We start from the raw sequence: 23,781 nt of genomic DNA, 5'->3' as shown, positions 1-23,781 counted from the left end.
TTCGCTACCTCCAGTATATAGTCGTTCTTTATTTGGTTAAGTGGTCGTAAACCTAGCGTAGATAATAAAAAAGATGGCTAACTCTCCTATGATGAGGGTGTTCGGGACGACTAAAAGTAAGTTAATAATAAAAAACACAGCTAAAATCCCTAAAAACAAGCCTAAATGATACACTTTCAAACGATGTTCTTCGAATCTATACTGGTGAAAAACAAGAGTGGTTGCCATGAAGTAAAGCAGCACGGATCCGAATACAAAATATAAGCTGAATGTGTACTGAACTTCATGTAAAAACATGAGCTTAATCGATGCTGCAATCATGCTTAGAGACATGAGGATAAGTAAGTGTCCGTAAATAATCGTTTGTCCGGCTCTTTGAATAGACTTGTTCACTTTCTTTTCTACGTTCTCAAAGTACTGCCACCACATGGCGATGATCAGGACAAATGAAATAACCGAAAATAAAATGGTATTCCAGTCCCCTTTTTGTGGCTGTATCACAGCAAGAATGCTGACAACGGATTCTCCAAACAAAATTAATGTCAATAACGCAAAGCGTTCTAACAAATGAGCCGTGTTGGTCGGTAATTTCGCCAGTCGCTTATGTCCTAAAATAGGTAAAATCATGTCCACTGCAATTCCCGTATATAACACGGCGTAGCGGACCCAGGAATCGAAAAAGAGCGACAGAAGCGAGATAACAATCCCAATTCCAAAGCATGTTCCTAAAAACACAGCAACTTTTTTTCTCTCACTCTGTTCAAATTTTTGGACAATAAGATATTGAATCGAGGTTAACGCTCTTAGCCCGATATAGCCAATCAAAAAAGACACGTAATATTGATCAAAATCTACGGACAGGCTTGAGATCATGATAAGAACAAACAGCATTTGAAGAATCATAAAGATGCGCTGATGCAAAAAATCTTGTCCAAATCGATTGATAAACATCGTTTGTCCCGTCCACGCCCACCATATCGGAATAAAGATCAGTACAAACTTTAACAAATACTCTCCATGAATATACCCTTGTTCAACGTGAAGCAAAACATGCGTAGCAGTCGCAACGGCTGCCACAAATAACAAATCATAAAAAAGCTCCAGCCACGTAACTTTTTTTTCTTCCACTACTCCGCATCCCTTCCTATCATTTATCAGGCTGTCGTGAATATACTTTATTTTATATACAAGAGACGCATATTTCATGACAGGTAGCGTAGTAAAAGATAGGTGAGCCAGCTGTTTATCAGTCGGCTCACCTATCTAACAATTACTTTTATGTCGTTACGTTTTCTCCGTCACATAAATGATCCACAGATGCCATTCTACTTTCATGTCTTATATGTAAAGAGAACGACCTTTAGCAAAATGAAGCTCCGCTATGTTAGACACTTTGCTTGGTGAAATCCCGCTGTGCTCCTCTATAGCTGCCCATTAAGTTTTGATAACCAGGAAGATGACTAGAAATTAAATTGCCAAAACCTTCAACGTCGTTGCGCCAGTCACGCTGCAGCTCGCACGCTACGCTAAACCAGTTCATAAGCTGTGCGCCCCCGTGAGCCATACGCGTTAATGCTGCATCTGCGACTTGCTTATTAAACGTTCCGGAAGCATCCGTCACAACAAACACTTCGTAGCCTGCTTTAATGGCAGAAAGTGCAGGAAAAGCAACGCAGACATCTGTCACTACACCGGCGATAATCAGCTGTTTTTTCCCGGTCGCTTTAATGGCTTTAACAAACTCTTCGTTGTCCCACGCGTTAATTTGTCCAGGACGAGCTATTTTTGGCGCATTAGGAAACAGATCAACGAGTTCTTGCATGAGCGGGCCGTTGGGTCCATTTTCAAAGCTAGTTGTTAAAATAACCGGTAAATCAAAGAATTTAGCTGTATGACCAAGAGCTAATACGTTGTTTTTAAATTCATCAACACCATAGTCACGTACAAGGCCGGAAATAAGCCCCGTTTGGTGGTCAACTAAAAGCACGGCAGCATCATCTTTTGAAAGGCGAGAGTAAAGATCAGACATTTTATAATCCTCCTTAAATTAAGGCAAGTAAGGATACATGTACCTCTTCCATTCCTTACAAGCGGTCTATAATTTGAACGGTTTTTTGGATTTCATTTATGATCTGTTAGGTAAAACATGTATAGAAAGAAAAGCTATTTCTGAGGTGAAGGTTCGTGAGGTGTGTTCTCTTTCTTAATCTAGAACAGGAACAGGCGCTTGATCAACCCAATGAATGAACTGCTGTAGGTAGCGCTGAAGATAACGTTTTGTTGATTCATCGGTTAGTACTTTTTGTTGAGCATCAACTTTTTCATGAACTTGCGAAATCAGCATTTTTTGAAATGGTAAAACGTTGACTTGCATAGCTTCCAGTACTTCTCTCGTTTGCATTTGAGCAAAAGCCGTACCGAAGCCTCCTGGAGTTGCTCCAATTAGGCCAACTGGTTTTCTGTTTAAAACAGAAGAGGTCCGAGGTCTTGATGCCCAGTCCAAGGCATTTTTTAACACTCCGGGAATTCCTGAATTGTACTCTGGGCTAACTATAATAACGCCGTCAACATCTTGAATCGCAGCTCTAAAGGATGCGACAGATTCTGGTGATCCGTCAGCTTCTAAATCTTCATTAAAAAAAGGCAGGCTGCTTATTTCAATCCAGCGATATTGAGCTGAGTCATCTAATGTAGTCAATGACTCAGCAATCATTCGGTTATACGAATTCTTTCGTAAGCTTCCACAAATAAGACCAATAGTTTTCGTCATCTATTCACCTCCTTACTTGGAATTAATTTCATATTACCACGGTGTTTCAAATATAGATATTAGTTTTATATATAGATAAATTAATTCCTTCTTTATACCTAATTCGGGATTGAACTAGCGTTTTACTATTACTAAAAGAATTCTTTTAGCAAAATTCAGTCTAATTCTCTCACTTCAAAAGGAATCAAAGCTCTTTCAATTTGATCTCGATGGGTTTCGTACTGTTCAGGCAGCATGAGTTTTTCTCCCATTGTTTCAAGTGACTCATCATGAGCAAAGCCTGGAGGATCTGTTGCAATTTCAAATAGAATTTCTCCGTGCTCCTTAAAATAAATCGCATTAAAGTAATTTCGATCTCGAACAGCCGTTACTCCGTATCCGCTGTCGGCTACGTATTTCTGCCATTCTGATTGATCTTCATCATCTTTTGCTCGCCATGCAATATGGTGAACCGTTCCAACGCCCATTTGCCCGCGTCCAATGGTTGTTAATTTTAAATCAATCACATTTCCAATGTCAGCTGATGATTGAAAACGTATAAAATCTCCTTCTTGCCCTACTTTTTGTAGACCCATTACGTTTTCTAATAACTGAGCTGTTTCATGAGGCTTAACAGATAATAACGTAGCGCCTCCGAATCCTTTAATAGCCACTTCAGGTTTAATTTCACCAGCTTGCCACGTATTCTTTTCTCCTTCTTCTCTTTCCACAATCTCTAGATGCAAACCATGAGGGTCGTCAAACTCTAAATACTGTTCTCCGAATCGCTCCATCTTTGTAGCTGGAACCCCAAACTTTGCTAATCGCTGTTCCCAAAAGTCCATCGCACCTTTTGGAACCACATAGGAAGTTACGCCAACTTGCCCGTCACCTATTTTTCCTTGTCGTGCATTTGCCCACGGGAAGAATGTAATAATCGTTCCAGGTTTTCCCCCTTCATTCCCAAAGTAAAGATGATACGTTCCTGGATCATCAAAGTTTACCGTTTGTTTGACCAAGCGTAATCCTAGCACGCCCGCATAGAAATCAACATTTTCTTGAGGATGACCTACAATCGCCGTGATATGATGAATACCCGCTGTTTTTTTACTCATTACCACCATCTCCTTCGATACATTTTTCGTCAAATGTTTCGTGATCCCTTTTACAATTACAACTATTTATCGCAAATATCTCGAATTCGAGATATTAGTCAAAAAATAAAAGCGTCTTTCTTATTCAACCCATTTTCTCTTTTAGAAAATAAACGTATCTAGTGCATAATAACCTGGTCCTGCAATTGCTACACCGATTGCTACAACTAAAAGCGTAAGGTTATATTCATACCCATTTTGTGTTGCCCAGTATCCATTCGGACCGTGTACTTTCACAATCGCCATGACCATTGTTCCCGCAATCAAAAGCGCTCCTAGCGGTGTAAGAAGTCCTGCAGCAAATAAAGCTCCTCCTACTAGCTCGGATAATCCAGCCATTAACGCCATTCTAACACCTGGCTTCATTCCGATCGATTCAAACCAGCCGCCCGTTCCTTCTAATCCGTGGCCGCCAAACCATCCGAATAATTTCTGAGTTCCATGTGCCATAAAAGATAATCCAATGACTAAACGTATTAACAATAAACCAATGCTCACCATTTTTTATTCCTCCTATTTTTCATCAATTTAAAATCTCGAATTAAAATATCTTGAATTAAGGATAATTATAAAATTATATGATTCCCCTGTCAATATAAATTTTTATATTTTTTTGTAGCTAGTTGAAACGCTTAACGACGTATTAAAAACATATTCATCATTTTATATGGATATGAGCGTGGGAACGGAAAATATAATGGGTGGACTTTGTTATTCTTATTAAAAGTGGAATGGTTTTCGAAACGCAACTATACTTAATGATTCTAAGCCAAATTGAGACACTTTTTTGTATCAAAACTTATCTCAAGACCTATAAACAGAAGCTTATACATAAATAAAAGAAGCATCCTCCTATCCCCAGAGTTTGCTCCTTCTATTTAGGCACATAGAGAATACCCAACTGTTAGATAGTACTTGTGTGTATGACTAACGAAAGTTTTTTCTATTTTTAAATATTTAAGACCTTTTATTAAATGAGCTCAAACACGCGGAGCCATTTGGAATTTAGTTCTCTAAAGCTAATTGTACTTTATACTAAATCATAGTTTAACTCTTACCTCCGTACCGTCAGTAGCTTTGACATCTACTAGTATCATTCCCTTATGCTTCTTCAGTTCCTTAACAATAGGCTTTAGCATGCTTTTATCTATTATCGGAAAAGTGAAATTCAGCCCTTTTCTTTTAAAATGTTCTTTTGTCCATTTATCCGCATGCTTCTGTATAAATTTTGAAAAAGCAACGCTAATAGCAACGTTTAAAAGAGCATATGGAATAGGGATGTTAAACCGAGCTTCTTTGGTTTTCACTTTTACATGAATCATAAGCGAACCATTACTCAATGATGACTGAAACGGTATCGCCGTTTGCCGATTTAATATCAACAATTTGACCATCTAACTCGTTTTCGATTGCTTCAACAATAAGGTTTATGTCTATATCTTTCACATATTTTTCTGATTGAGGAATACTTGCTGCGATGCTGTGTCCCGCCATTAATACCAGCTTGACAAGCTTTATCGGCAAATTAACCTTCACATTATCATTTTCAGTTGACACAACTCGAATTTTTAACGTTTTATCTAGATACGCATTCGGTTTCTTCAAAAGCTTATTGCCTGTTTCTTCTTTTTCTTTTAATACTTGAATCAGTTCTGATCCCTTTTCTGCATCAATTTTACCTTCTTGAACCATCGTTAATACTTTTGTAATTTCCTCTTTCATAGACAATCCCCCTATTCTTCTTTTAAGAGCTTAATGGCTTCTTCTGCTGTAATTTCACCATTTTCTAACATAGACACAATTTTTTTCTCATCTACTTCATTTTTCTTCTTCTCTACATATCCAAGAGATGAAATGATGTCAGTAAGCTTGCCTCGAACGGTTGGATACGAAACTCCTAGTTCCTTTTCGACTTCTTTGATATTTCCTCTGCACGTTAAGAATATTTCTACAAAATGAAGCTGATCACTTGATAAGGATGCCAGCTTAGACAATTCAAACTCATTTTCAATCGTTGTGTGACAATGGGTGCACTGCAGCTTTGTAATTTTTAACGTTTCACTGCAGACAGGACAATTTGTAAGTACTTTATAAGCCATAATCAAATCTCCTTCTTTTAGTTAATTTGATTATATAACAAATAATTAATTTAAAAAACAATAAAATTAAATAAATTTAACAAATAAATTAAAAATATAAATTATCATCTAAATAATATTAATTAACTCTTTTAAAACACAAGCAATGAGATCTCGAATGCTTTTAATCTAAAAAAGTAAAAAAGATAAAAATATGTTTATTTTTGGAATATTATATTGTAAAATACATTCGGTACCACAAAATTATTCCTGGTACCAAATGGGGGTTATTATGAAAGAGCGTATTACAAATGAAGCAATTTTTTTAATTCAACAAAAAGGACTTTCTTTTACTATCAGCGATTTAGCTAAGAGCTTAGGAACTAGCAAACGAACCATGTACCAACATTTCAGCTCCAAAGACGACATCATTGACTCGATAATTGAAAATCTCATCCTACAGATCAAGAACAAAGAAGAAGAAATCTTCCATGATGAAAGTCTAAGTTTACTTGAAAAGATTACTCAAGTTCTTATATGTGTTCCTGAAGAGTTTAATACAATGGAAATTCGCCTATTAATAGATTTAAAACGCCTTCACTATAATCAATGGGTTAAGATAGATGAATTTTTAAAGCAAGAGTGGGATCTAGTGGTAAAACTGATGGAAAAAGGAATAGAAACGGGAGTTCTACGTGAAATTGATTCACAACTATTTATAGAGCTATACCTAGGCGCAATCAACCAAATTTATCAGCCAAGCTTCTCTCTAAAATCTAACTTAACAATGAGTGAAATATTAAAATCTGTTATTGATATTCTTTTGAATGGCATTTCTATAAAAAAATAAGGTGGCGAAAAGATTTGCATTGGCTCTATCTATGTTTAGCTATTCTTTTTGAAGTGGCTGGTACTACATCCATGAAACTATCAGACGGCTTTACTAAAGTTATACCAAGTGTGTTGCTCATATTTTTTTATATTTGTAGTTTGTGTTTTTTGACGTTAACTTTAAAAAGTTTAGAGATTTCAATTGCTTATGCTATTTGGTCAGGTATGGGGATTATAATTATTACGCTAATTGGATTTATGTACTTTAATGAAAGTGTAAGCCTGCTAAAAATTGTTGCTATAGCTCTAATTATTATCGGCGTGGTGACATTAAATATGACCGATGAAAAAGAAGCTGATACTAGTAAATCCACTTTAGAAGAACACATGAGGTAAAAAGATGAAATATTTAAAACCTTTTTTTCTTGTCACAGATATTGGGTTTATTATCTATTGGATTGTTACTTACTTTGAATGGATACCCAAAAGTGCAGCCTTCAAAGATTATGATAACCCTATAGTCATGGCTTGGAACTGGTCGTTCTTCCCTCTAGATATTCTTATTTCATTCACTGGCTTATTTAGCCTATATTTATACAAGCTGCATAGAGAATCATGGAAAGGATACGCTTTAATTTCTCTAGTGTTAACATTTTGCTCAGGGCTACAAGCCATTGCGTATTGGGTATTTATTAAAGATTTCGCTTTCACATGGTGGGCTTTTAATTTGTACTTGATGATTTACCCCCTATTCTTTACAAAATTAGTTATAAAAAATAGCGACAATCAAAAAAGCAATCTTTCCATATAATAAAGATAGTAAAATGAGTTTAAGTAATTGTTAACGAGTAAGAAAGCCTTCAAAGGAGGCTTTCTTTTTTATATACGTCACTTCATACAAATTTAGTTCTAGGAATCAATTAAAATCTGGCCTACAAGAAAAGTTCTGCTTCTTATCTCTTCTACTATTCATTTGGTGCGATATTCTTGTGAATTCAATATATTTGTTCATAACTATGTTCTCAAATAAACTTAAGTTTTCTGCTTTTATCTCTTTATAGCGGTCCACCTTCAAAACCAATAGGCCATCCGCTTCTATTGAACTTTACTTTATATTGAAATACATTGGGATAATCGCCGTAAACAAAAGCTAAAGAACATCCTGCAAGAATATGTCCGTCAAAATTTAAAAGCCGCCCAAAACTTACAGCGGACAGATAATAGACACTAAATTTTTGTGCAGAGATGAACTGCTCTAAATATTCGAATGACCTTTTAAGATAGATATGTAATTGTTTCAATATACAATCAGCCATTTCAACAAATTCCTCGTATGGCTTTTCACTATTTCCCTCTATCGTAATTTCAACTTCTTCCCATTCTCCTATATCCGTACTCCAAAACCATTGCCTTGTAACCGGAACTTCCGCTTCGTATTGATCAAATGGTTTAGATAGGACAAGTTTTTCATACCCATTTTGTTTGAAGTCAGAGATTGTATAGTTTCGTTCAGAGAACTCAAGACCACTCATTTATTCCCCCTCCCTTCTATGCTTTTACTACTTATGGAGAAATATGTTTTTAGGTTGCTACATTTAATTTTAGTATTACACAAAGCAGACATCAATTAGATTACTCAGCCCCTTTCAATAAAAACTCTTACGTTTTTCTGATTATTGTTACTATAATAAGAAAGAAGCACATTACCTATAAATTATGAGATGGAGGGTTAACCAATAAATAAGAAAACCGCTAATATTATCGTCTTTTTTGTGTGGTTTCTGTTCTTGCTTCTTCTATGGATCATCTTCTCTTTTTCTAAAGGCCAAGGTGGAGAATGGTGGTCTATGTATCATTTGAACTCCCATAAATATGGTCCTTGGGCTTTGGGGATTTCTCACATAAAAATTAGTGTTGCTGCGGTTATTTCGTTAGTAATAGCCTATATCGCGAGTTTTGGATTCAAAGGAAAGAAATGAGATCAACTGAGGTGCTACTTAATAAAAGAGGATTTCTAACGTAGCTTTTATATTTTAGGGAGAAATGCAAAATCACTTATATAAGAATTCACACACATATAATTCTAGTTGTTTGAATCGAGGTTACAGTTCTTCCTGTAACCTCTTTTATAATTCCTTACCTGCAATTATCTTTTATATAAGTGTCATATGAGGTATTTTTTAATTTCCACAAGTTTGATCATGGAAAGCAGCCTTTCTAATTCCTGGGCCGCCATTGGCTACCAACACTATCTTATTTTTAAACATAACGTTTACATCTCTTTTATTGTCAAGCTCTGGAGAATTACTATATTTGCGTGCTCACTCATTTTGCTTGGCTTTCTTTACTATCTTTTTTTAGTAGATTTCCTAAGCTTAAAAGAACTCAGTTAACAGCTAGAGTAGAAGCTGGATTATAGCAACAGATAATTTCAGAAAAAATTTTATGGTTTTGTAATTTCACGAAAGTTTCTCTTGCCTCCCTTTCTGTGTTAAATTCAAACATGATAATATTATGTTCTCTTGAATAAGCATTGATTACAGTAACCACCCACATCAAAAATCTCCTAGGGCTGTTACAATTAAATTTGATTCTGATAAATGAACATCTCTGGAAATATTATGAGTAGCTGCTATACTTGTAGACTTATTAGGAATAAACCCCTTTTCTAACCAAATAGAACCGCTTTGAAAATTCCATGTTCCCAAGTAAATCTCCCCGTCTCTTACTATTGATATAATAGATTAGTTTATTTAATTGTTTACAGCAGCATCTTCTTTACATGCTTTGATAACATCCAACCAATGATCTGGCTTTTGTCCTTTAAACTTTTCTTTTAAATTAAATGAAGCCAATGTTTCTAACTTACTTTTTGCTGCTCTAGACATAACAGAATTTAAATTAGAAGCCTCTAGCATTTGAATAGAGCCGTCTAACTCAATTGATCTTCTTAATGCATGTATAGAGGTTCCAGTTACCAATCGGTTCATTGTTTCTCTAAAGCTCTTACTATCTAAAGTTTCACTAATAGAATCTAAGACTAATTGTTCTACATTAAATTCATGAGAAGCTTCTAATAACTCTAGATAAAGAGCAACTACACCTTTCATATAAATGCTGCGAATTAGCTTTACAGCAGAGGCATCACCAGGTTTTTCACTTACTTTAGTTATGTCCATACTGTACGGAGTCATTAAAGAAATCAGTCGATCTACACCATTACCACTTGCTGAAATAGGAACCTTATGTTTATAAACTGGCAGGGGACCTAGCATTGCGGCATCTGCGAAGAATGCATTCTTCTCTTGTATATTTATGTTAATTTTTTGCTTCACGATAGGAGTGGAAGCTGATACATCTACATAGATACATTCTTTCTTTATAAATGGTTTTAGCATCTCACTAACTTCAAGTGCTTTATCTGCGGGTACTGCTACTATTACTATATCTACTTGTTTTAAAACTTCTTCGGGTCTATAAAGAAGTTCTACTTGAGCTTGAGCAGCTCGTTCTTTAATTTGTGGACCATATGTAGGATGGTCTATCATAACATCATGAGCAAAAATGGTTTCTAAACCTTCGCCTTTTAAGCCAACTGATAACTCAAAGGCCGCCTCTCCAAATCCAATAAAACCTAATTTCACTTTAAAGCTCTCCCTTCTGTTTATAATCCATATGCTTTCATCTGTTCTCTTAACCATGAAGGCTGAATGTTACCTCCAGATTCACCTTGCAGACGCGCTCTTTCAAATGCTTCGATCGTTTCTAAACGTGTTTTCTCATACTCTAGTTTTTTTTCGGCTTTAAAAAGAACCTCTTCAATCTTTTCTTTTGGAACTACAACAACTCCGTCATCATCACCTATAATTAGATCTCCTGGAATAACAGCTACGCCTCCACAAGAAATAGGTTTATGTAACTCACCTGGACCATCTTTAAGAGGACCATTCGGAATAAATCCTTTTGAGAAAATAGGAAATCCTGATTGACTAAGGGTCTCTTTGTCCCGAACTGCCCCATCTATAATAATCCCCTCAAGTCCAATAGCTTTAGCTGCAGCTGCCATTAATTCTCCAAGGTAAGCATTTGCCATATGCCCCTTTCCATCTACAACTAGTACATATCCTTCTGTACCGTCATAGATTGCCTGATGAAGAAATAAGTTATCTCCAGGTCTTAAACTTACAGTTAGAGCGGTTCCAACTACCTTCATTCCTGTAGATACAGGCTTAATTTTATAATCCATTGAGCCTGTACACCCCATTGCATCGGATATAAGAGTTGTATTAAGAAGGTTTACTCTCTTAATAATGTCTTCAGATAATACTGGTGCTAAATTACTCACTGATATACACTCCTCTTCAATTTTAATATATTCTAATCAATGCTCTACTCAGGATAACGCTTACAAAATTAAAGTAATAAAATTAGATATTGCCCCCCTATTCGCAGAATATCTACAGTTTATTTGCTGCATTTTTGAAAAAGATAGAAAAACATCGTAAAAAATAAATAAAGTAATAAAAATTACTACTTTTTTTATTTAAGTAATATTTATTACTATAATCTTAAATGTATCTTATCACCGGTACCTAATAAAGTAAATCTATTTTTATAAATAAAGCACAGGAAAAACATATCCTAAGCTTTATTACTTAGAAGAAACATTTTTACATAAAAAAGTAAACATGCTAAAATTCAAGTAAGTATTATGATAAATACTTTTTATATGCTTAAAAAAATAAAATTTACAATATAATCTGTTTAATTGGAGCGAAGGTATGGAAAATCCAATATTAAAATTAAAAGATAATATCTCACAACTAACAGAAACTCAACGGAGAGTAGCAGACTATATCCTTAAAAATCCTGTCGATGTAGCTTTTTTAACGGTTGATCAATTGGCTTTGACAGTAAAAACTAGTACGACCACGATAATGAGATTAGCTTTTAGTCTAGGCTATTCTGGATATGCAGAGTTTCAAAAAGGACTTCAGGAGCTTTTACGTAACAATGCTGCTCCTCAAATCAGATTAGAAACAAATTTGAAGGGCTTAGATGAGAGTGATTTGTGGATGCGCTGTGCAGAAAGTCAATTCAATAACATTCAATCAACAGTAGAAATGATTTCTACAGAGAGCCTAAATAAAGCGTTAGAAATGATTGTCTCTGCAGACCGAATATTTTGTACAAGCGTTAGAAGTGGTTTACCCGTGGCACAGCATCTATCTTTTGGGCTTAATCGACTACTCGGAAACTGTGAGCTAATTGTCTCTGACTTAAGTGATTGGGTGGATAAAGGAATTACTTTAACTTCTAAAGATTTAGTTATTGCAACCTCCTTTCCAAGGTACGCTAGAAGAACTGTTGAGTTTGTAACAGCTGCCAAAAGTAACGATGCCAAGGTCATTTCGATTACCGACAGTTATTCTTCTCCTTTAGTTAAGTACTCAGATTTAGTACTGACTTGTAGCTCGAGTAGTATCGCTTTTCATAATTCACCTATAGCGTCGCTACTTGTGGCCGATTATCTTGTAAGTGCGATAGCTATAAATTATCCAGAAAAGACAAAGGATCGTCTCGATAAAATCACTTCAATCCTTACAAAAATTAATTATCATTACACTGATTAAATTTACGAATGTGGTAAAAGCATGAAATATCGAATGTATAAAATAATTCGATATTTTATGTTTTTACCACTTTTTTATTTTTTCAGTTAAGTCTAATACTTCCCTTTCACTTTTCATTTCTATAAAAAAACATTTACTTTTCATTAGAAGCCATGATAGTATACTTTTAAATAGTCACAATTATTACAACAATTAAATAAAAAAGTAATAATTATTACTTCAAACGATGAGTTGTAATAATGAATATAGTTAGTTCTGTAAAATCATTTTTAGATATCATCCGGAGATATCTGACTGCTCCCCTACTAAGATATTACAAAGTGACTATAAGTTTATTAATCCTAACACTTGTATTTTGCTTGTTAACACGAAAATGATGAGAGCGCTACCTTTGGTTCTAAGCAATCATCAACAAAAGATTTTAGTAAAGGAGTGATTAGTTAAAGAAACACGAGAATAGAAAATAATCTATTAATGATTCTATATATACAGTGGGCTTAAGCGGGGAATTCACGCTAGATTTTTTGTAAACCCTTACATTCGTTCTGATACCAGGTTTTAAACCAATAATATGTAAAAAAAGCCAATTGTTTTCTACTAATGAATGATTGTGCAAAGCAGCTTTATAATAAAGAATGATAGTTAAATAGTTTCATGAGAATTTAAAAAGTATGACATTAAAGATAAACAAGAGGGAAAATGAAAGAAAGTTCTAGAGGGGGTATAATATGTTAACATTTTTAGGTTTTTCGATGATTGTAGTATTTATGTATTTAATCATGAGTAAGCGTTTGTCTGCCTTCAGTGCATTAACAGTGGTTCCTATTGTTTTTGCTTTATTGGGCGGCTTCACTGATTTAGGACCAATGATGATGAAGGGTCTTGAAACCATTGCTCCGACAGCAATTATGATTATCTTTGCCATTCTCTATTTCGGGGTGTTAATTGATACAGGATTATTTGATCCTTTAGTAGCGAAGATTATAAAGATGGTTGGCGGTGATCCTCTAAAAATTGTAATGGGTACTGCAGTACTTTCTTTAATAGTTGCTTTAGATGGTGACGGTACCATTACATATCTAATTGTAGTAACTGCATTTCTCCCACTATACAATCGATTAGGTATGAATAAACTTATTCTAGCCTGTATTCCTGCGTTAGCAATGGGTATTATGAATTTGACTCCCTGGGGTGGTCCTGCTGTACAAGCTACGGCGGCTGTAAAAGCAGATGTAACAGACTTGCTATTACCACTTATTCCTTCTATGATTGCAGGAACTATCTGGGTTTTAGGGGTTTCTTATTTCCTTGGACGACGCGAGCGTAAAAGACTGGGAGTTATCAATATAGATACAGAATTTAATAATGAAATTGCTGCAGCTCTTGATGTAGGAATGGATGCATCAATAAAGCGTCCAAAATTATTTTGGTTTAACTTAGCTTTAACACTTTTACTTCTTACTGCTTTAGTTCTAGGGTTCTTACCATTACCAGCTTTGTTTATGATTGGTTTTGCTATCGTGATGATTGTTAATTACCCAAATTTACAAGATCAAAAGGAACGTTTGCATGCTCATGCAGGGAATATATTAACGGTGGTTTCCATGATATTTGCTGCAGGTATATTTACTGGAATTATAGATGGAACAGGTATTGTTAAAGCTATGGCGGATACTTTAATAGCCGTTATTCCTGATGCTCTTGGCCCAAAATTAACAGTAATTGTTGCCCTTATAAGTATGCCATTCACATTTTTTATGGCAAATGCCCCCTTCTATTTCGGGATTATTCCTATTATGTCTGAAACGGCTGCTCACTTTGGCATCCCTCCACTAGAAATTGGTCAAGCTTCTTTACTAGGGCAACCCTTGCATCTATTAAGTCCACTTCAAGGTTCTATTTATGTCTTAGTAGGACTCCTTGGCATTGATATAGGTGACCATATTCGCTTTGCTGCCAAGTATGCCATTGGAACAGCGTTAGTTATGACGATTGTGGCTGTATTATTTGGAATACTATCTATATGAATGATTTATGGGAACATACAAAAGAGAGAGCTGATTCTTCAAAACAGCTCTCTTCTATATATTTAACTTTAAATTACATTAAAGATTGAAATATAACATAAGCAAATCACTAATCAATCATGACTGATACAGTATCTCCGTTTGTCAATTTGATCTCAACAGTTTAGACATCAAATTCATGTTCAATTGCTTGAATAATAAGGGGATGTCTATATCCGCCAAATTAAAAAATGATGCCTACGTAATCCCACTTAGGGTTTTAAATTAACTCCATTTTTTCACCTTTTCAAATAAATACTGCACTCCATATAACAAATATGCTTTGTAATGAAGGTAGATAAAAAATTGAAAATGACTTAATCGGTTTAGACTTACAATTTTCAACCTTTTAAGAACATCAATAAAGTAAAAAGCAAAGATTCCATCAACTATAATATTCAATAATATAAACTTCTTAAAGTTGCCATACGAAGATTTAAGCAGCCACATTGAAAGTGGCATATAAGGCCCAATGCTAAAAGGAAGTTCATCTTTTATAAACGAATCTTTTTTGTCGTAGAACCTCCACCACTTCCTCTGATGCCCATACAAATGATTAATAATTTCTAAGATAATAATAAAAACCCCTGCTAACGAATAACGTCTTATGCTGCGTTTCCCTATAAATAACAACGACAACCATGGAATCGCTATTATAGATAGATTAAATCCTAAGTGTTTTCTTGATATCATAAGCGAACTCACCTCAACGTACTTTATCTAGTTCTTCTTATAGTGTCCACTTATTACAAAAAAAACCTTCTTTTAAGCAATGAATTTCTATTTAATGGCCTTCACTTTTTGTTTAAAATGTGCTTGGAGGTGAGTCGCAGCAGGATAAATCAAATGCCTCAGATTTTCAAAAATTAATACGGCTGATACAGAACCTTAAAATTTTCTCGTAAATCTAAAAAACACAGACCATTGGATGGTCTGTGTTTTTTATTAATGTGCTTTTTGTTCAACATTGACTCTCTTGATAAAGAACGAGATAACCAATCCAACAATTGAAACAATAATCGCAAAGATGAACGCATGTTGAACACCGTTGGTAAAGGCAAGAACTTGGTTTAATGGATCCATTTTATCTGATACCGTCTCAAGGAAGCTTCTTGAACCTGATGAAAGAATGGAAATTCCAACAGCTGTTCCAATTGCGCCAGAAACCTGCTGCAAAGTGTTCATAATTGCTGTTCCGTGCGGGTACAGCTCAGGTGGAAGCTGGTTTAATCCGTTTGTTTGAGCCGGCATCATAATCATCGAAATGGCTATCATAAGCGCAATGTGCAGAGCAACGATAAACCCTGTTGACGTTTCTAGCGTTACGGTTGAAAAACCATACATGGTGCCGGCTACAATCACAAGTCCAGGGATAACTAACCATTTGGGACCAAAGCGGTCAAATAATCCCCCCATAACCGGTGAAAGAATTCCGTTAATCACTCCTCCAGGAAGAAGCATTAGGCCAGCGGCAAAGGTTGATAAAGCTAATGATGTTTGTAAGTACAAAGGTAAAATCATCATCGCAGACAGCAGTACCATCATGCAGACTAGAATTAATAAAAGACCAATTGTAAACATCGGATACTTAAAGGCTTTAAGGTCTAACATTGGCTCTTTCATCTTCGTTTGACGAATAGAGAATGCAACTAATGCAATAGCTCCAATCACAAGAGTTAGAATAACCTGTAGACTTCCCCAGCCTCCGCCTTCTCCGGCGCTGCTAAATCCAAATACGATTCCGCCAAAACCTATTGTTGAAAGAACAACAGAAATCATATCGATTTTTGGCTTCGTTGGTGTGGTAACGTTCTGCATAAAGAAAGCTCCAAACACTAAGGCAGCAAATAACAGTGGAAGTGAAATCCAGAAAATCCAGTGCCACGTTAATGTTTTTAAGATTAAGCCTGATACAGTTGGTCCAACAGCTGGCGCAAACATAATAACAAGGCCGATGATCCCCATTGACTTTCCACGTTTATGCGGCGGGATAATAACAAGAATCGTGTTAAACATAAGCGGTAAAAGTAAAGCAGTTCCAACGGCTTGCACGACACGGGCAATCATGAGTACCCCGAACGTTGGTGCAATAGCGGCAATAAATGTTCCAATAATGGAGCAAATTAGAGATGCTATAAAAAGCTGTCTGGTTGTAAAGCGCTGAAGAATAAAACCCGAAATAGGTACCAAAATTCCTAACGTTAACAGATACCCTGTTGTCAGCCACTGTGCGGTTGTTTCGTGAATGCCAAAGCCAGAAATTAGCTCCTTTAACGCCATATTCAGAGCTGTTTCACTAAATAAACCGATAAATCCAGCAATAAGAAACGACGTAATAATCGGCAGCACTTTGATGTTAGAGCTTTCGGCTGCTGTTTGTTGATTACTCATATTAAATTGTCTTCCTCTCTTTTACGTACTCTTTTTGGTGAACGTTTTTTCTATCTCAATGATAAGTTGATTAGCAGACAAACAATGCATATTGATATAAAGATTAAAGATAGATTTAAGGCATTATGTTGACTAAGCTTTTTCTTTCTCTTCTCTTTTGACCGAAGTGCTTTTTGTCTTCTAAATTCGTTTCTTTCCACAGATCCCTCTCCATTTCATTTCTAAATCAGCTCTAGAAACCTTCCTATGTAAACTAATTTCTATTCCTAATATGAAATTTTTAATAAGCAAGTTAAAACGAAATAGAACTATAAAATGAATTTCACTCTACATAACAGGAATATTGTAACACAGCTATAAGTACTGTTTCTATCTAAAATATACTAAATAACAACAGCTATATACCTAACTTAGTGCTCTGTGACAATTAAAATTTGGTTCTGTTAGATGCTTTTTGTTCCGTTTACCCTAATAGAACACAGCTAACTTTTTAATCATCAGTCAAAAGAAAGAGTATCAGAAATGAAGTAATAGTAAAAATTGATACTATGGAGGTGTTTTCTTATGAAAAAGTATGAAGTAACGTTTCATCTAATTAATGGTGAAATAAGTAATTTAGTTGAAGCTAAATCACTTATTCGTGCAAAGAACTACATACAGTATAGGTTTGAAGATAAAAGTAAAATATTGGATCTAGCAAATGATTTGGTCATTGTTAAAAGGAACGTCCAATATTTTACAGTAGTTGAAAAAGAATAATTAGCTATGTAAAAGGACGTTATCTACAAAAGTAATGTCCTTTTCTATCCATACAATATCTTATAGGGTAGTCTCTTTTTTCCTATTCTAGTCACTAAAATTTTTCTCCGACTTGAAGCCAAAATAGATTTTGCGCCCTCTAAGCGTACCTTTAATTTAGTCTACTAATTTTTCTTTTTTGGATAAAATTCATTATTTCATACTTTTTAGATAAAGTAAGAAACAAGCTAAATACATGCATTTAATGTGCAGACAAACGCTCTCTGAGGAAATTGTTTTTTGAGACAAACAACTCGAATTCACATACTAAATTCATCTAAACAAAAGGCTCCATCAAATTTTAATATTGATATTAAGCGTAAAAACAGAACTCCCTATTTTATGAAAGCTCTGTTTTGTTTATTCACTATTATGTATATTTTCTGCGTCAAAACGTAATTTATAAAAATCCTGAACTAATGTATTTTCTTCTAAAATGAATTCTTTCATTTTACGTAAAATTCTTTTCCCTACACGGCGGTCCAACACACACAATATTTTTATTACATTAAAAATTAACCTGCAGCATTAGTTGAATTTTATATGGATAATTAGTATTTCTGAACAGGATTATTAAATTCAATGTCTCCATTTTAAGATATGTTCATTTTCCATTTGAAGCAGCTTTGTCATATAAACGATTTGTCCCGTATGATAAGCATAATGTTCAACGGCATATAAGATAACACTTAAACAGGACTGTATTTTTCCTGGTTCTGGAATTAATGTACTTGTTGTAGAAGGCATTTGTATGGATTTTTCTAAATCGTTAAAATTAAAATTTGCGATAACTTCTTTACTTTGTTGTCGTGTAAGAATTAAATTTTCTATTAGCTGCTCGGAATCCATTACTCTGTTATCAGTAAATTCTTTGGATCTCTGTCTAATAAAAGGCTTACCACCAATTATGCTGACGATAAATGCATATTCGCTGCCAGCAAGATGTAAACATAAGTTTCCAATACTATTCGTTTCTTGGCGGAACTTTTTCCAAATATCATCATCTGCTAATCTACTAATACAGGTTTGGATTATATCTAATTGTGTATCAAGGGATTCAATGCTTTCTTTTATGAAGGGATTCATCTAGTTTCTCCTTTTGGATTTTTATTCTATATTATAAATAATTATACATAATTCAACACATATTTGCACTGTATTTTTGTATTAGTTATTAATTTATTAACAACATATCTGCAAAGCGCACGTGTAGAAATGAAAAGAGCAAACTCCCTGACACGTGAGTTTGCTCTTTCTGTTCTTTATTCAAATTTCTTCAGTTTAACTTATTGTCCTATATCCTTCATTCTCTTAAGAGCTTTTCTATATTCTTGATCTCTCATATGCAGCATTTTATCAGCAGAAGGTTTAGGTTGACCAAACTTTTTCAAAGCTGCTCTATACTCGCTATCACCAATGACTCGATTCGAAATAGCCTCTTTAGATGAACGCTCAAAAACGGGAGTAGCTTTTTTACTGTGAACCTCTTCGGTACTCTGCTTTTCTTTATTTTTTTCTTTATCATGCGGCTTATGAGCCAGCTTGTGGCCTTTACCTGTTAGGAACATCAAAAACGAAAGAATTAATACCACCATGCTCAATACACAGGAAAACGTAGAAAATGTATGATACGTAATGATTTCAGATTTTACATGTAGAGATTGCGTGAAATTTTCTTTACTAGCCACCTGGCTCTCTGCGCTTACTGTTGCAAGGTGATCTTTATACACCTTTGCAAAGACGATACTGCTGATTACAGGGATGACCGCAGATACTGTAACTCTTATAAATTGAACCGTGACCATCCGAGGGACTAAACTTGGTAGCGGTCCGCCTAAAGCTGCACCCATAAGACCTGCAGCAACTGTGAACCCTACTCCTGCGATTAAAGCGGCAAAGCTGCTAACAAAGAGAAAAACTGAAGCATGACCGTCTACATACATCCACTGTATGTTCACTCCCATAATGATGACCGCTCCTATAATACCTAATACGCCCGGTCCAACTTTATCATATAATACGGCACTTAATATGGCGGCAATTACTATTCCAGCAAAAAGCCCGATATAGATCAGTGAAGTGTCTCCTTTATCAAAACTAGATCCGCTTTTAAGCAATCCTTGTAGAGATAAAAGAGTTAAACTCATACTAATATTGCCTATAACAGCGATCAGGATAGCAAGAGCTGGTTTTCGAGAAGCCACTAACCTAAAGGGAATTAACGGATTTTTAATATGCCATTCTGCTGCGAATAAAAAGCATAGAAAAGTGATGCTTCCCACTATGCCTATCCATACATAAGTAGATGCCCATCCTGATTTTTGGAGATTAAGTAATGTAAAGGTAATAAATGCAGTAACCATAAACATTAACGCTACACCGATGATGTCAAATGGTTCATGGTGTTTGTGCTGTTGCTTGGCGTGATCATTTGTTAAAAATTTGTAGCTGAAGCATATTCCCAGTAAGGAAAGTACGGCCGCTATATAGAATAACCCTCTCCAGTGTCCGTAGCTGTTCACTAACATTCCGAGAAAAATGCCCACAACGCTAGATCCATAAAATCCGCCAATAAGAATCAATAATGCCAAGTTCCTTTTCTGAATCGGAAAAGAAAGAACCAGCATTGGAATCATCATCATAAGTGCTAAACCCGTTCCTGTCCCTTGTAAAAACCGACCAATGCCCATTCCTAAAAAGCTGTTAGAAGCAATACTTACGATAGCTCCTATAAGAAACAAACACATCGAAAGAACATAAGTACTCCTCTCCCCTAGCTTGTGTCGAAGAATTGGTCCAAACGGAATACAAAATGCAAAGCTTATAACCCCTATTAAAACCGGTGTTATCGAAATATAAGATTGATTGTTAAACGTTTGTTGGAGAATTTCACGTATAGAATTTAATGACGTGTTTAACATTAAACCAGGACCAATAGCTAAAACTGCCAGTAAGGAAATCTCCCAGTGTTTTTCTATTTTCATACCACAATTCCTTTCTGCCTTTCATGATTGTAAAAAAACTAAAAATGCGGCGTTCATGTTTCTTCCAACCATCACAGTAGCTAGGGTAAAGAAGAAAGATGTTTATCCGCATTTGAACAAACTAAAAAATAAAGCTTCAGTAAGGAAGCTTTATTTTATTTTCTAAGCCTGCTACTCGAATTGGTCCTAAAAGCGTTAGGCGAGTTAATTTTTCAGCCATAAATGCAGGGCTGAATTTCATATCACTTTCTAGCCAAGAACAAATGACACCTATATGAGCTGATGTGATATAGCTAATCAGAATATCTTCAGGGATATCAAGTCCATCCTCTGCTTCTCCAATCGAAGAGATTAACTCTCCATACACTCTTTTCTTTACAATTTCCGTCATATGACTTCTAAATTGAGGTAATCCTCGATCGCTTAGCATAACTTTAAAATAATCGGAATGGTCATAGATGAATTCAAAAAGCTTTAAGAAAGAAACGGATTCATCATTTTCTTCTACTGCTGCGAAATCCTCATTATTTTGTTTAGGCTTTACTTTCTCTATTAGCTCTTCTAGAACTTCATTCATACTCTGCATGAGAAAGTCTTGCTTATCTTGGTAATGCAAATAAAATGTTCCTCGCGTTAATTCCGCTTTTTCCGTAATTTCTTGAATCGTAATAGATGTAACGTCTTTCTCTTTAAGAAGTTCGACTAAAGCGTCTCTTAAGTATTTATTTGTTCTTTTTATCCTAGGATCTACTTTTGTTTTTTTAGACATCGTTCGTCTCCTTGTATAACTTTTATTGAGTCTCAGGCATATGATTATGACTTGTATAGGTGCAGCCATTTAGACCTTTTCTGGTGATTAACTATTTAAACTGCCCTGTATCATCAACATACATTCTGCACACGATGTAAACTAATGAACATTATGTATATTAAGTCTCACAAAATATAACCAATCTGTCAATATCAAAAACTGATTAAGAACGAATCATTTGGTTGTTAGGTATGGATGGCGTGAACGCAAGAACAAAATCTTTTGTAGAAACGTTCAAAAGAAACGGTAATGGTGAAATCAATCACTTAGTTGAGTATGCACCAGCTAGAAGCACCTGCATACAGGAAACCTGCGTTCAAAATCACAATAAAAAGATCCGAACATTTTATCGTTCGGATCTCCATTCCACTAAACTACTCTTAAGCTCTTTTCTCGCTACTTTTTCACCCAGTTGTCATCATCATCTTTTTTGTACTTTGTTTTCACTGCATTCCAAGCGACTTTATGAGCCGTAGCTTCTTCTTTGTATTCGTCACTAGCTGAATTAAATGCTTCTTTATAAATTTCCTGAGCACGATGAGGAAGGTTATCTTTTACTCCATCAGGCAATTCTTTTAACGAATTGTAGGGCATAATCGTGTTCCTCCTTGAAAACATCGTTTACTACTGATTTACCTGTTCTTAATGAGTATAAACATTTAATAAATAATAAAGCTTGAAAACGAATTGGAGTTTTGACTCCATAAAAAAGAACAGCTCCTCTCTAGGAAGTCTGTTCTTCAAGTAAATCTAATTACCCTTTAAAAACCAATGGGGAAACGCCCTTGCTTAGGTTCCATTTATTTAAGGTAACCAATTCAATTTCTTGATCTGCAAAGAAACAAATACCTTTCGCGTTGTCTCCAGGATAGATTCTGCTCGTCATCACTTTCTCGCCTTCATTAATAAAAACTTCAATGGACGATTTATCGACAAACAGATGAAGATGTAAGTGATTATCATTTAATCCAACAGGTGCTTTTCTTACTCCTCCGTCGCCTTTGCCTGAGTTATCACGATTAAAGATAAACAAACTTTCTAATTTATCGTAGGTTAAAAGCGTTTCTTGATGAGTTCCGTTATGTGTTCTCACTTTTATGCCAAATTTTGAAGAAGCTTTTGCGTTAATTTTCACTTCAAGTTCGTAACAATCACCTGAAATACCTGCAAGTTCCTGTTCTCCATTAACGATAATATTTTCATATTGCACCTGATTTTGACGAAGCTGCTTAAGCTCTGGAATTGGTTTACTAATTATATTCCCTTGTTTAATAGAAAGCTCACGCGGAATAGTCATTGCGCCTGCCCAATTGTGTTTTTGTTCGGGCATGCTGCTTTCCCACATATCCATCCACGCTATCATAATACGTCTGCCGTGTTCATCTTCTGTCGTTTGAGGAGCATAAAAATCAAACCCATAGTCCAAAAGCTGAAAGTCTTCATGTTGAAGCAGCCCTGTTTGATAGTCTAATTTCCCTTTTACGTATCCAGCTTGATGTAAGTTATGATAAAGATCTCCTTCTGGTTTTACTCCTTGAGGCGATATAACAAGCACGTCTTGTCCTTCGAGACTAAAAAGATCCGGGCACTCCCACATAAAACCAAGATCCCCTTGACTTTTGGCCATTACATTTATAAACTCCCATTTCAACAGATCTCTTGAACGATACAAAAGAACTTGGCCTTCATGATCTTTTGTGCGTGATCCAAGAACACAATAATAATAGTCGTCTTTCTTCCATACTTTTGGATCTCTAAAATGATGAGGATGAATATCCCCTTCAGGCACTGAACCAATAACTGGATTTTGAGGCACTTTATTAAAATGAACGCCGTCTTCGCTTACAGCAAGACACTGAACCTGTCTTAAGTCCGTATCATAGTTATCCCCTGTCCACACATTCCCTGTATACATTGCATAAAGTTTTCCGTCTTTTTCAATTGCACTTCCTGAAAAACATCCGTCTTGATCGTATTCTTCACTCGGAGCAAGAGCGATCGGAAGGTGTTCCCAATGAGTAAGATTCTTACTTTTTATATGCCCCCAATACATTGGCCCCCACTCGGGAGAGTAAGGATGATGTTGATAAAACAAATGATACTCACCTTTATAAAAGCTGAATCCGTTTGGGTCATTCATCCAGAATGCTGGTGTAGACACATGGTATTGTAGTCGCCAATGATTCTGATCAACAGACTCCTGTTCGTTTAACACAGATTCCATTGCCTTTGAGATTTTTTCTTGATGTTGATTTCTTAATGTTTTCAAAAGATTTCACCCTGCCT

The 23,781-nt window shown here is 35.4% G+C and carries 25 protein-coding genes and 1 pseudogene; 6 read left to right on the top strand and 20 right to left on the bottom strand.

The window, feature by feature from the left end; all coding sequences use genetic code 11:
- Positions 1 to 36: 36 nt before the first annotated feature.
- The 8 genes from ACFX4E_RS06090 to ACFX4E_RS06055 form a co-directional block, all read right to left on the bottom strand.
- Complete coding sequence (locus ACFX4E_RS06090; protein ID WP_141235301.1) at positions 37 to 1,128, bottom strand: low temperature requirement protein A; 1,092 nt, start codon at positions 1,126 to 1,128, stop codon at positions 37 to 39.
- Between the two features lie 256 nt (positions 1,129 to 1,384).
- Positions 1,385 to 2,029 carry an isochorismate family cysteine hydrolase YcaC gene (gene ycaC, locus ACFX4E_RS06085; protein WP_377238985.1) on the bottom strand — a complete coding sequence of 215 codons (645 nt, stop codon included), beginning with the start codon at positions 2,027 to 2,029 and terminating at the stop codon, positions 1,385 to 1,387.
- A 174-nt stretch (positions 2,030 to 2,203) separates the two neighbouring features.
- Positions 2,204 to 2,770 carry an NADPH-dependent FMN reductase gene (locus ACFX4E_RS06080; protein WP_028409904.1) on the bottom strand — a complete coding sequence of 189 codons (567 nt, stop codon included), beginning with the start codon at positions 2,768 to 2,770 and terminating at the stop codon, positions 2,204 to 2,206.
- Between the two features lie 155 nt (positions 2,771 to 2,925).
- Positions 2,926 to 3,864, bottom strand: coding sequence for a ring-cleaving dioxygenase (locus ACFX4E_RS06075; protein WP_377238986.1), 939 nt, complete (start codon positions 3,862 to 3,864; stop codon positions 2,926 to 2,928).
- Between the two features lie 141 nt (positions 3,865 to 4,005).
- On the bottom strand, positions 4,006 to 4,404 hold the full coding sequence (locus ACFX4E_RS06070) for a DoxX family protein (RefSeq protein WP_377238987.1): 399 nt from the start codon (positions 4,402 to 4,404) through the stop codon (positions 4,006 to 4,008).
- 539 nt (positions 4,405 to 4,943) lie between these two features.
- On the bottom strand, positions 4,944 to 5,225 hold the full coding sequence (locus tag ACFX4E_RS06065) for a hypothetical protein (protein ID WP_377238988.1): 282 nt from the start codon (positions 5,223 to 5,225) through the stop codon (positions 4,944 to 4,946).
- 10 nt (positions 5,226 to 5,235) lie between these two features.
- Entirely contained in the window at positions 5,236 to 5,625 is a 390-nt protein-coding gene (locus ACFX4E_RS06060; RefSeq protein ID WP_016766321.1) for an SHOCT-like domain-containing protein, read from the bottom strand.
- Between the two features lie 11 nt (positions 5,626 to 5,636).
- A complete protein-coding gene (locus tag ACFX4E_RS06055; protein WP_377238989.1) occupies positions 5,637 to 6,002 on the bottom strand; it encodes a DUF2089 domain-containing protein in 366 nt (121 codons plus the stop codon).
- A 271-nt stretch (positions 6,003 to 6,273) separates the two neighbouring features.
- On the opposite strand from ACFX4E_RS06055, the gene ACFX4E_RS06050 reads away from it, so the two are divergent.
- The 3 genes from ACFX4E_RS06050 to ACFX4E_RS06040 are packed head-to-tail and all read left to right on the top strand — an operon-like array spanning position 6,274 to position 7,623.
- Positions 6,274 to 6,831, top strand: coding sequence for a TetR/AcrR family transcriptional regulator (locus tag ACFX4E_RS06050; protein ID WP_328107773.1), 558 nt, complete (start codon positions 6,274 to 6,276; stop codon positions 6,829 to 6,831).
- A 14-nt stretch (positions 6,832 to 6,845) separates the two neighbouring features.
- Entirely contained in the window at positions 6,846 to 7,208 is a 363-nt protein-coding gene (locus ACFX4E_RS06045; RefSeq protein ID WP_328107772.1) for a DMT family transporter, read from the top strand.
- Positions 7,209 to 7,212: 4 nt separating this feature from the next.
- Positions 7,213 to 7,623 carry a DUF5360 family protein gene (locus ACFX4E_RS06040; RefSeq protein WP_377258918.1) on the top strand — a complete coding sequence of 137 codons (411 nt, stop codon included), beginning with the start codon at positions 7,213 to 7,215 and terminating at the stop codon, positions 7,621 to 7,623.
- A 244-nt stretch (positions 7,624 to 7,867) separates the two neighbouring features.
- Here the strand turns inward: ACFX4E_RS06040 and ACFX4E_RS06035 are convergent, their stop codons facing one another.
- The 4 genes from ACFX4E_RS06035 to ACFX4E_RS06020 form a co-directional block, all read right to left on the bottom strand.
- Positions 7,868 to 8,344, bottom strand: a complete 477-nt coding sequence (locus ACFX4E_RS06035; RefSeq protein ID WP_377238991.1) for a hypothetical protein — start codon at positions 8,342 to 8,344, stop codon at positions 7,868 to 7,870.
- Positions 8,345 to 9,367: 1,023 nt separating this feature from the next.
- Entirely contained in the window at positions 9,368 to 9,520 is a 153-nt protein-coding gene (locus ACFX4E_RS06030) for a hypothetical protein (RefSeq protein WP_377238992.1), read from the bottom strand.
- 45 nt (positions 9,521 to 9,565) lie between these two features.
- A complete protein-coding gene (locus ACFX4E_RS06025) occupies positions 9,566 to 10,456 on the bottom strand; it encodes a prephenate dehydrogenase/arogenate dehydrogenase family protein (RefSeq protein ID WP_045293501.1) in 891 nt (296 codons plus the stop codon).
- Between the two features lie 20 nt (positions 10,457 to 10,476).
- Complete coding sequence (locus tag ACFX4E_RS06020) at positions 10,477 to 11,157, bottom strand: RraA family protein (RefSeq protein ID WP_377238993.1); 681 nt, start codon at positions 11,155 to 11,157, stop codon at positions 10,477 to 10,479.
- 436 nt (positions 11,158 to 11,593) lie between these two features.
- Between ACFX4E_RS06020 and ACFX4E_RS06015 the strand changes: the two genes are divergently transcribed.
- Both ACFX4E_RS06015 and ACFX4E_RS06010 read left to right on the top strand, forming a co-directional pair.
- A complete protein-coding gene (locus tag ACFX4E_RS06015; protein WP_048019337.1) occupies positions 11,594 to 12,445 on the top strand; it encodes a MurR/RpiR family transcriptional regulator in 852 nt (283 codons plus the stop codon).
- A gap of 728 nt (positions 12,446 to 13,173) precedes the next feature.
- Positions 13,174 to 14,472, top strand: coding sequence for a CitMHS family transporter (locus ACFX4E_RS06010; RefSeq protein ID WP_045293495.1), 1,299 nt, complete (start codon positions 13,174 to 13,176; stop codon positions 14,470 to 14,472).
- A 264-nt stretch (positions 14,473 to 14,736) separates the two neighbouring features.
- Here the strand turns inward: ACFX4E_RS06010 and ACFX4E_RS06005 are convergent, their stop codons facing one another.
- A complete protein-coding gene (locus ACFX4E_RS06005) occupies positions 14,737 to 15,204 on the bottom strand; it encodes a hypothetical protein (RefSeq protein WP_045293493.1) in 468 nt (155 codons plus the stop codon).
- Positions 15,205 to 15,456: 252 nt separating this feature from the next.
- Complete coding sequence (locus tag ACFX4E_RS06000) at positions 15,457 to 16,902, bottom strand: DHA2 family efflux MFS transporter permease subunit (RefSeq protein ID WP_377238994.1); 1,446 nt, start codon at positions 16,900 to 16,902, stop codon at positions 15,457 to 15,459.
- Between the two features lie 564 nt (positions 16,903 to 17,466).
- Between ACFX4E_RS06000 and ACFX4E_RS05995 the strand changes: the two genes are divergently transcribed.
- The gene (locus ACFX4E_RS05995) at positions 17,467 to 17,661 is read left to right on the top strand and encodes a hypothetical protein (RefSeq protein ID WP_377258915.1); all 195 of its coding nucleotides are present in this window, start codon (positions 17,467 to 17,469) and stop codon (positions 17,659 to 17,661) included.
- Positions 17,662 to 18,060: 399 nt separating this feature from the next.
- Here the strand turns inward: ACFX4E_RS05995 and ACFX4E_RS28245 are convergent.
- The 6 genes and pseudogenes from ACFX4E_RS28245 to ACFX4E_RS05970 form a co-directional block, all read right to left on the bottom strand.
- Positions 18,061 to 18,207, bottom strand: a pseudogene (locus ACFX4E_RS28245) (SF0329 family protein); the annotation flags it as partial.
- A 72-nt stretch (positions 18,208 to 18,279) separates the two neighbouring features.
- Positions 18,280 to 18,786, bottom strand: a complete 507-nt coding sequence (locus ACFX4E_RS05990) for a DinB family protein (protein WP_272801181.1) — start codon at positions 18,784 to 18,786, stop codon at positions 18,280 to 18,282.
- 200 nt (positions 18,787 to 18,986) lie between these two features.
- On the bottom strand, positions 18,987 to 20,684 hold the full coding sequence (locus tag ACFX4E_RS05985) for an MFS transporter (protein ID WP_377238996.1): 1,698 nt from the start codon (positions 20,682 to 20,684) through the stop codon (positions 18,987 to 18,989).
- Between the two features lie 136 nt (positions 20,685 to 20,820).
- Positions 20,821 to 21,453 carry a TetR/AcrR family transcriptional regulator gene (locus ACFX4E_RS05980; RefSeq protein ID WP_098966727.1) on the bottom strand — a complete coding sequence of 211 codons (633 nt, stop codon included), beginning with the start codon at positions 21,451 to 21,453 and terminating at the stop codon, positions 20,821 to 20,823.
- Positions 21,454 to 21,891: 438 nt separating this feature from the next.
- The gene (locus ACFX4E_RS05975; protein ID WP_377238997.1) at positions 21,892 to 22,089 is read right to left on the bottom strand and encodes a ChaB family protein; all 198 of its coding nucleotides are present in this window, start codon (positions 22,087 to 22,089) and stop codon (positions 21,892 to 21,894) included.
- A 160-nt stretch (positions 22,090 to 22,249) separates the two neighbouring features.
- A complete protein-coding gene (locus ACFX4E_RS05970) occupies positions 22,250 to 23,764 on the bottom strand; it encodes a glycoside hydrolase family 32 protein (RefSeq protein ID WP_377238998.1) in 1,515 nt (504 codons plus the stop codon).
- Positions 23,765 to 23,781: the final 17 nt, after the last annotated feature.

This window comes from Priestia sp. YIM B13491, from assembly GCF_042787605.1.
GTDB classification, from domain to species: Bacteria; Bacillota; Bacilli; order Bacillales; family Bacillaceae_H; genus Priestia; species Priestia megaterium_E.
Note: the sequence above shows the minus strand (reverse complement) of the source record. Positions and strands in the feature narration are given on the sequence as shown.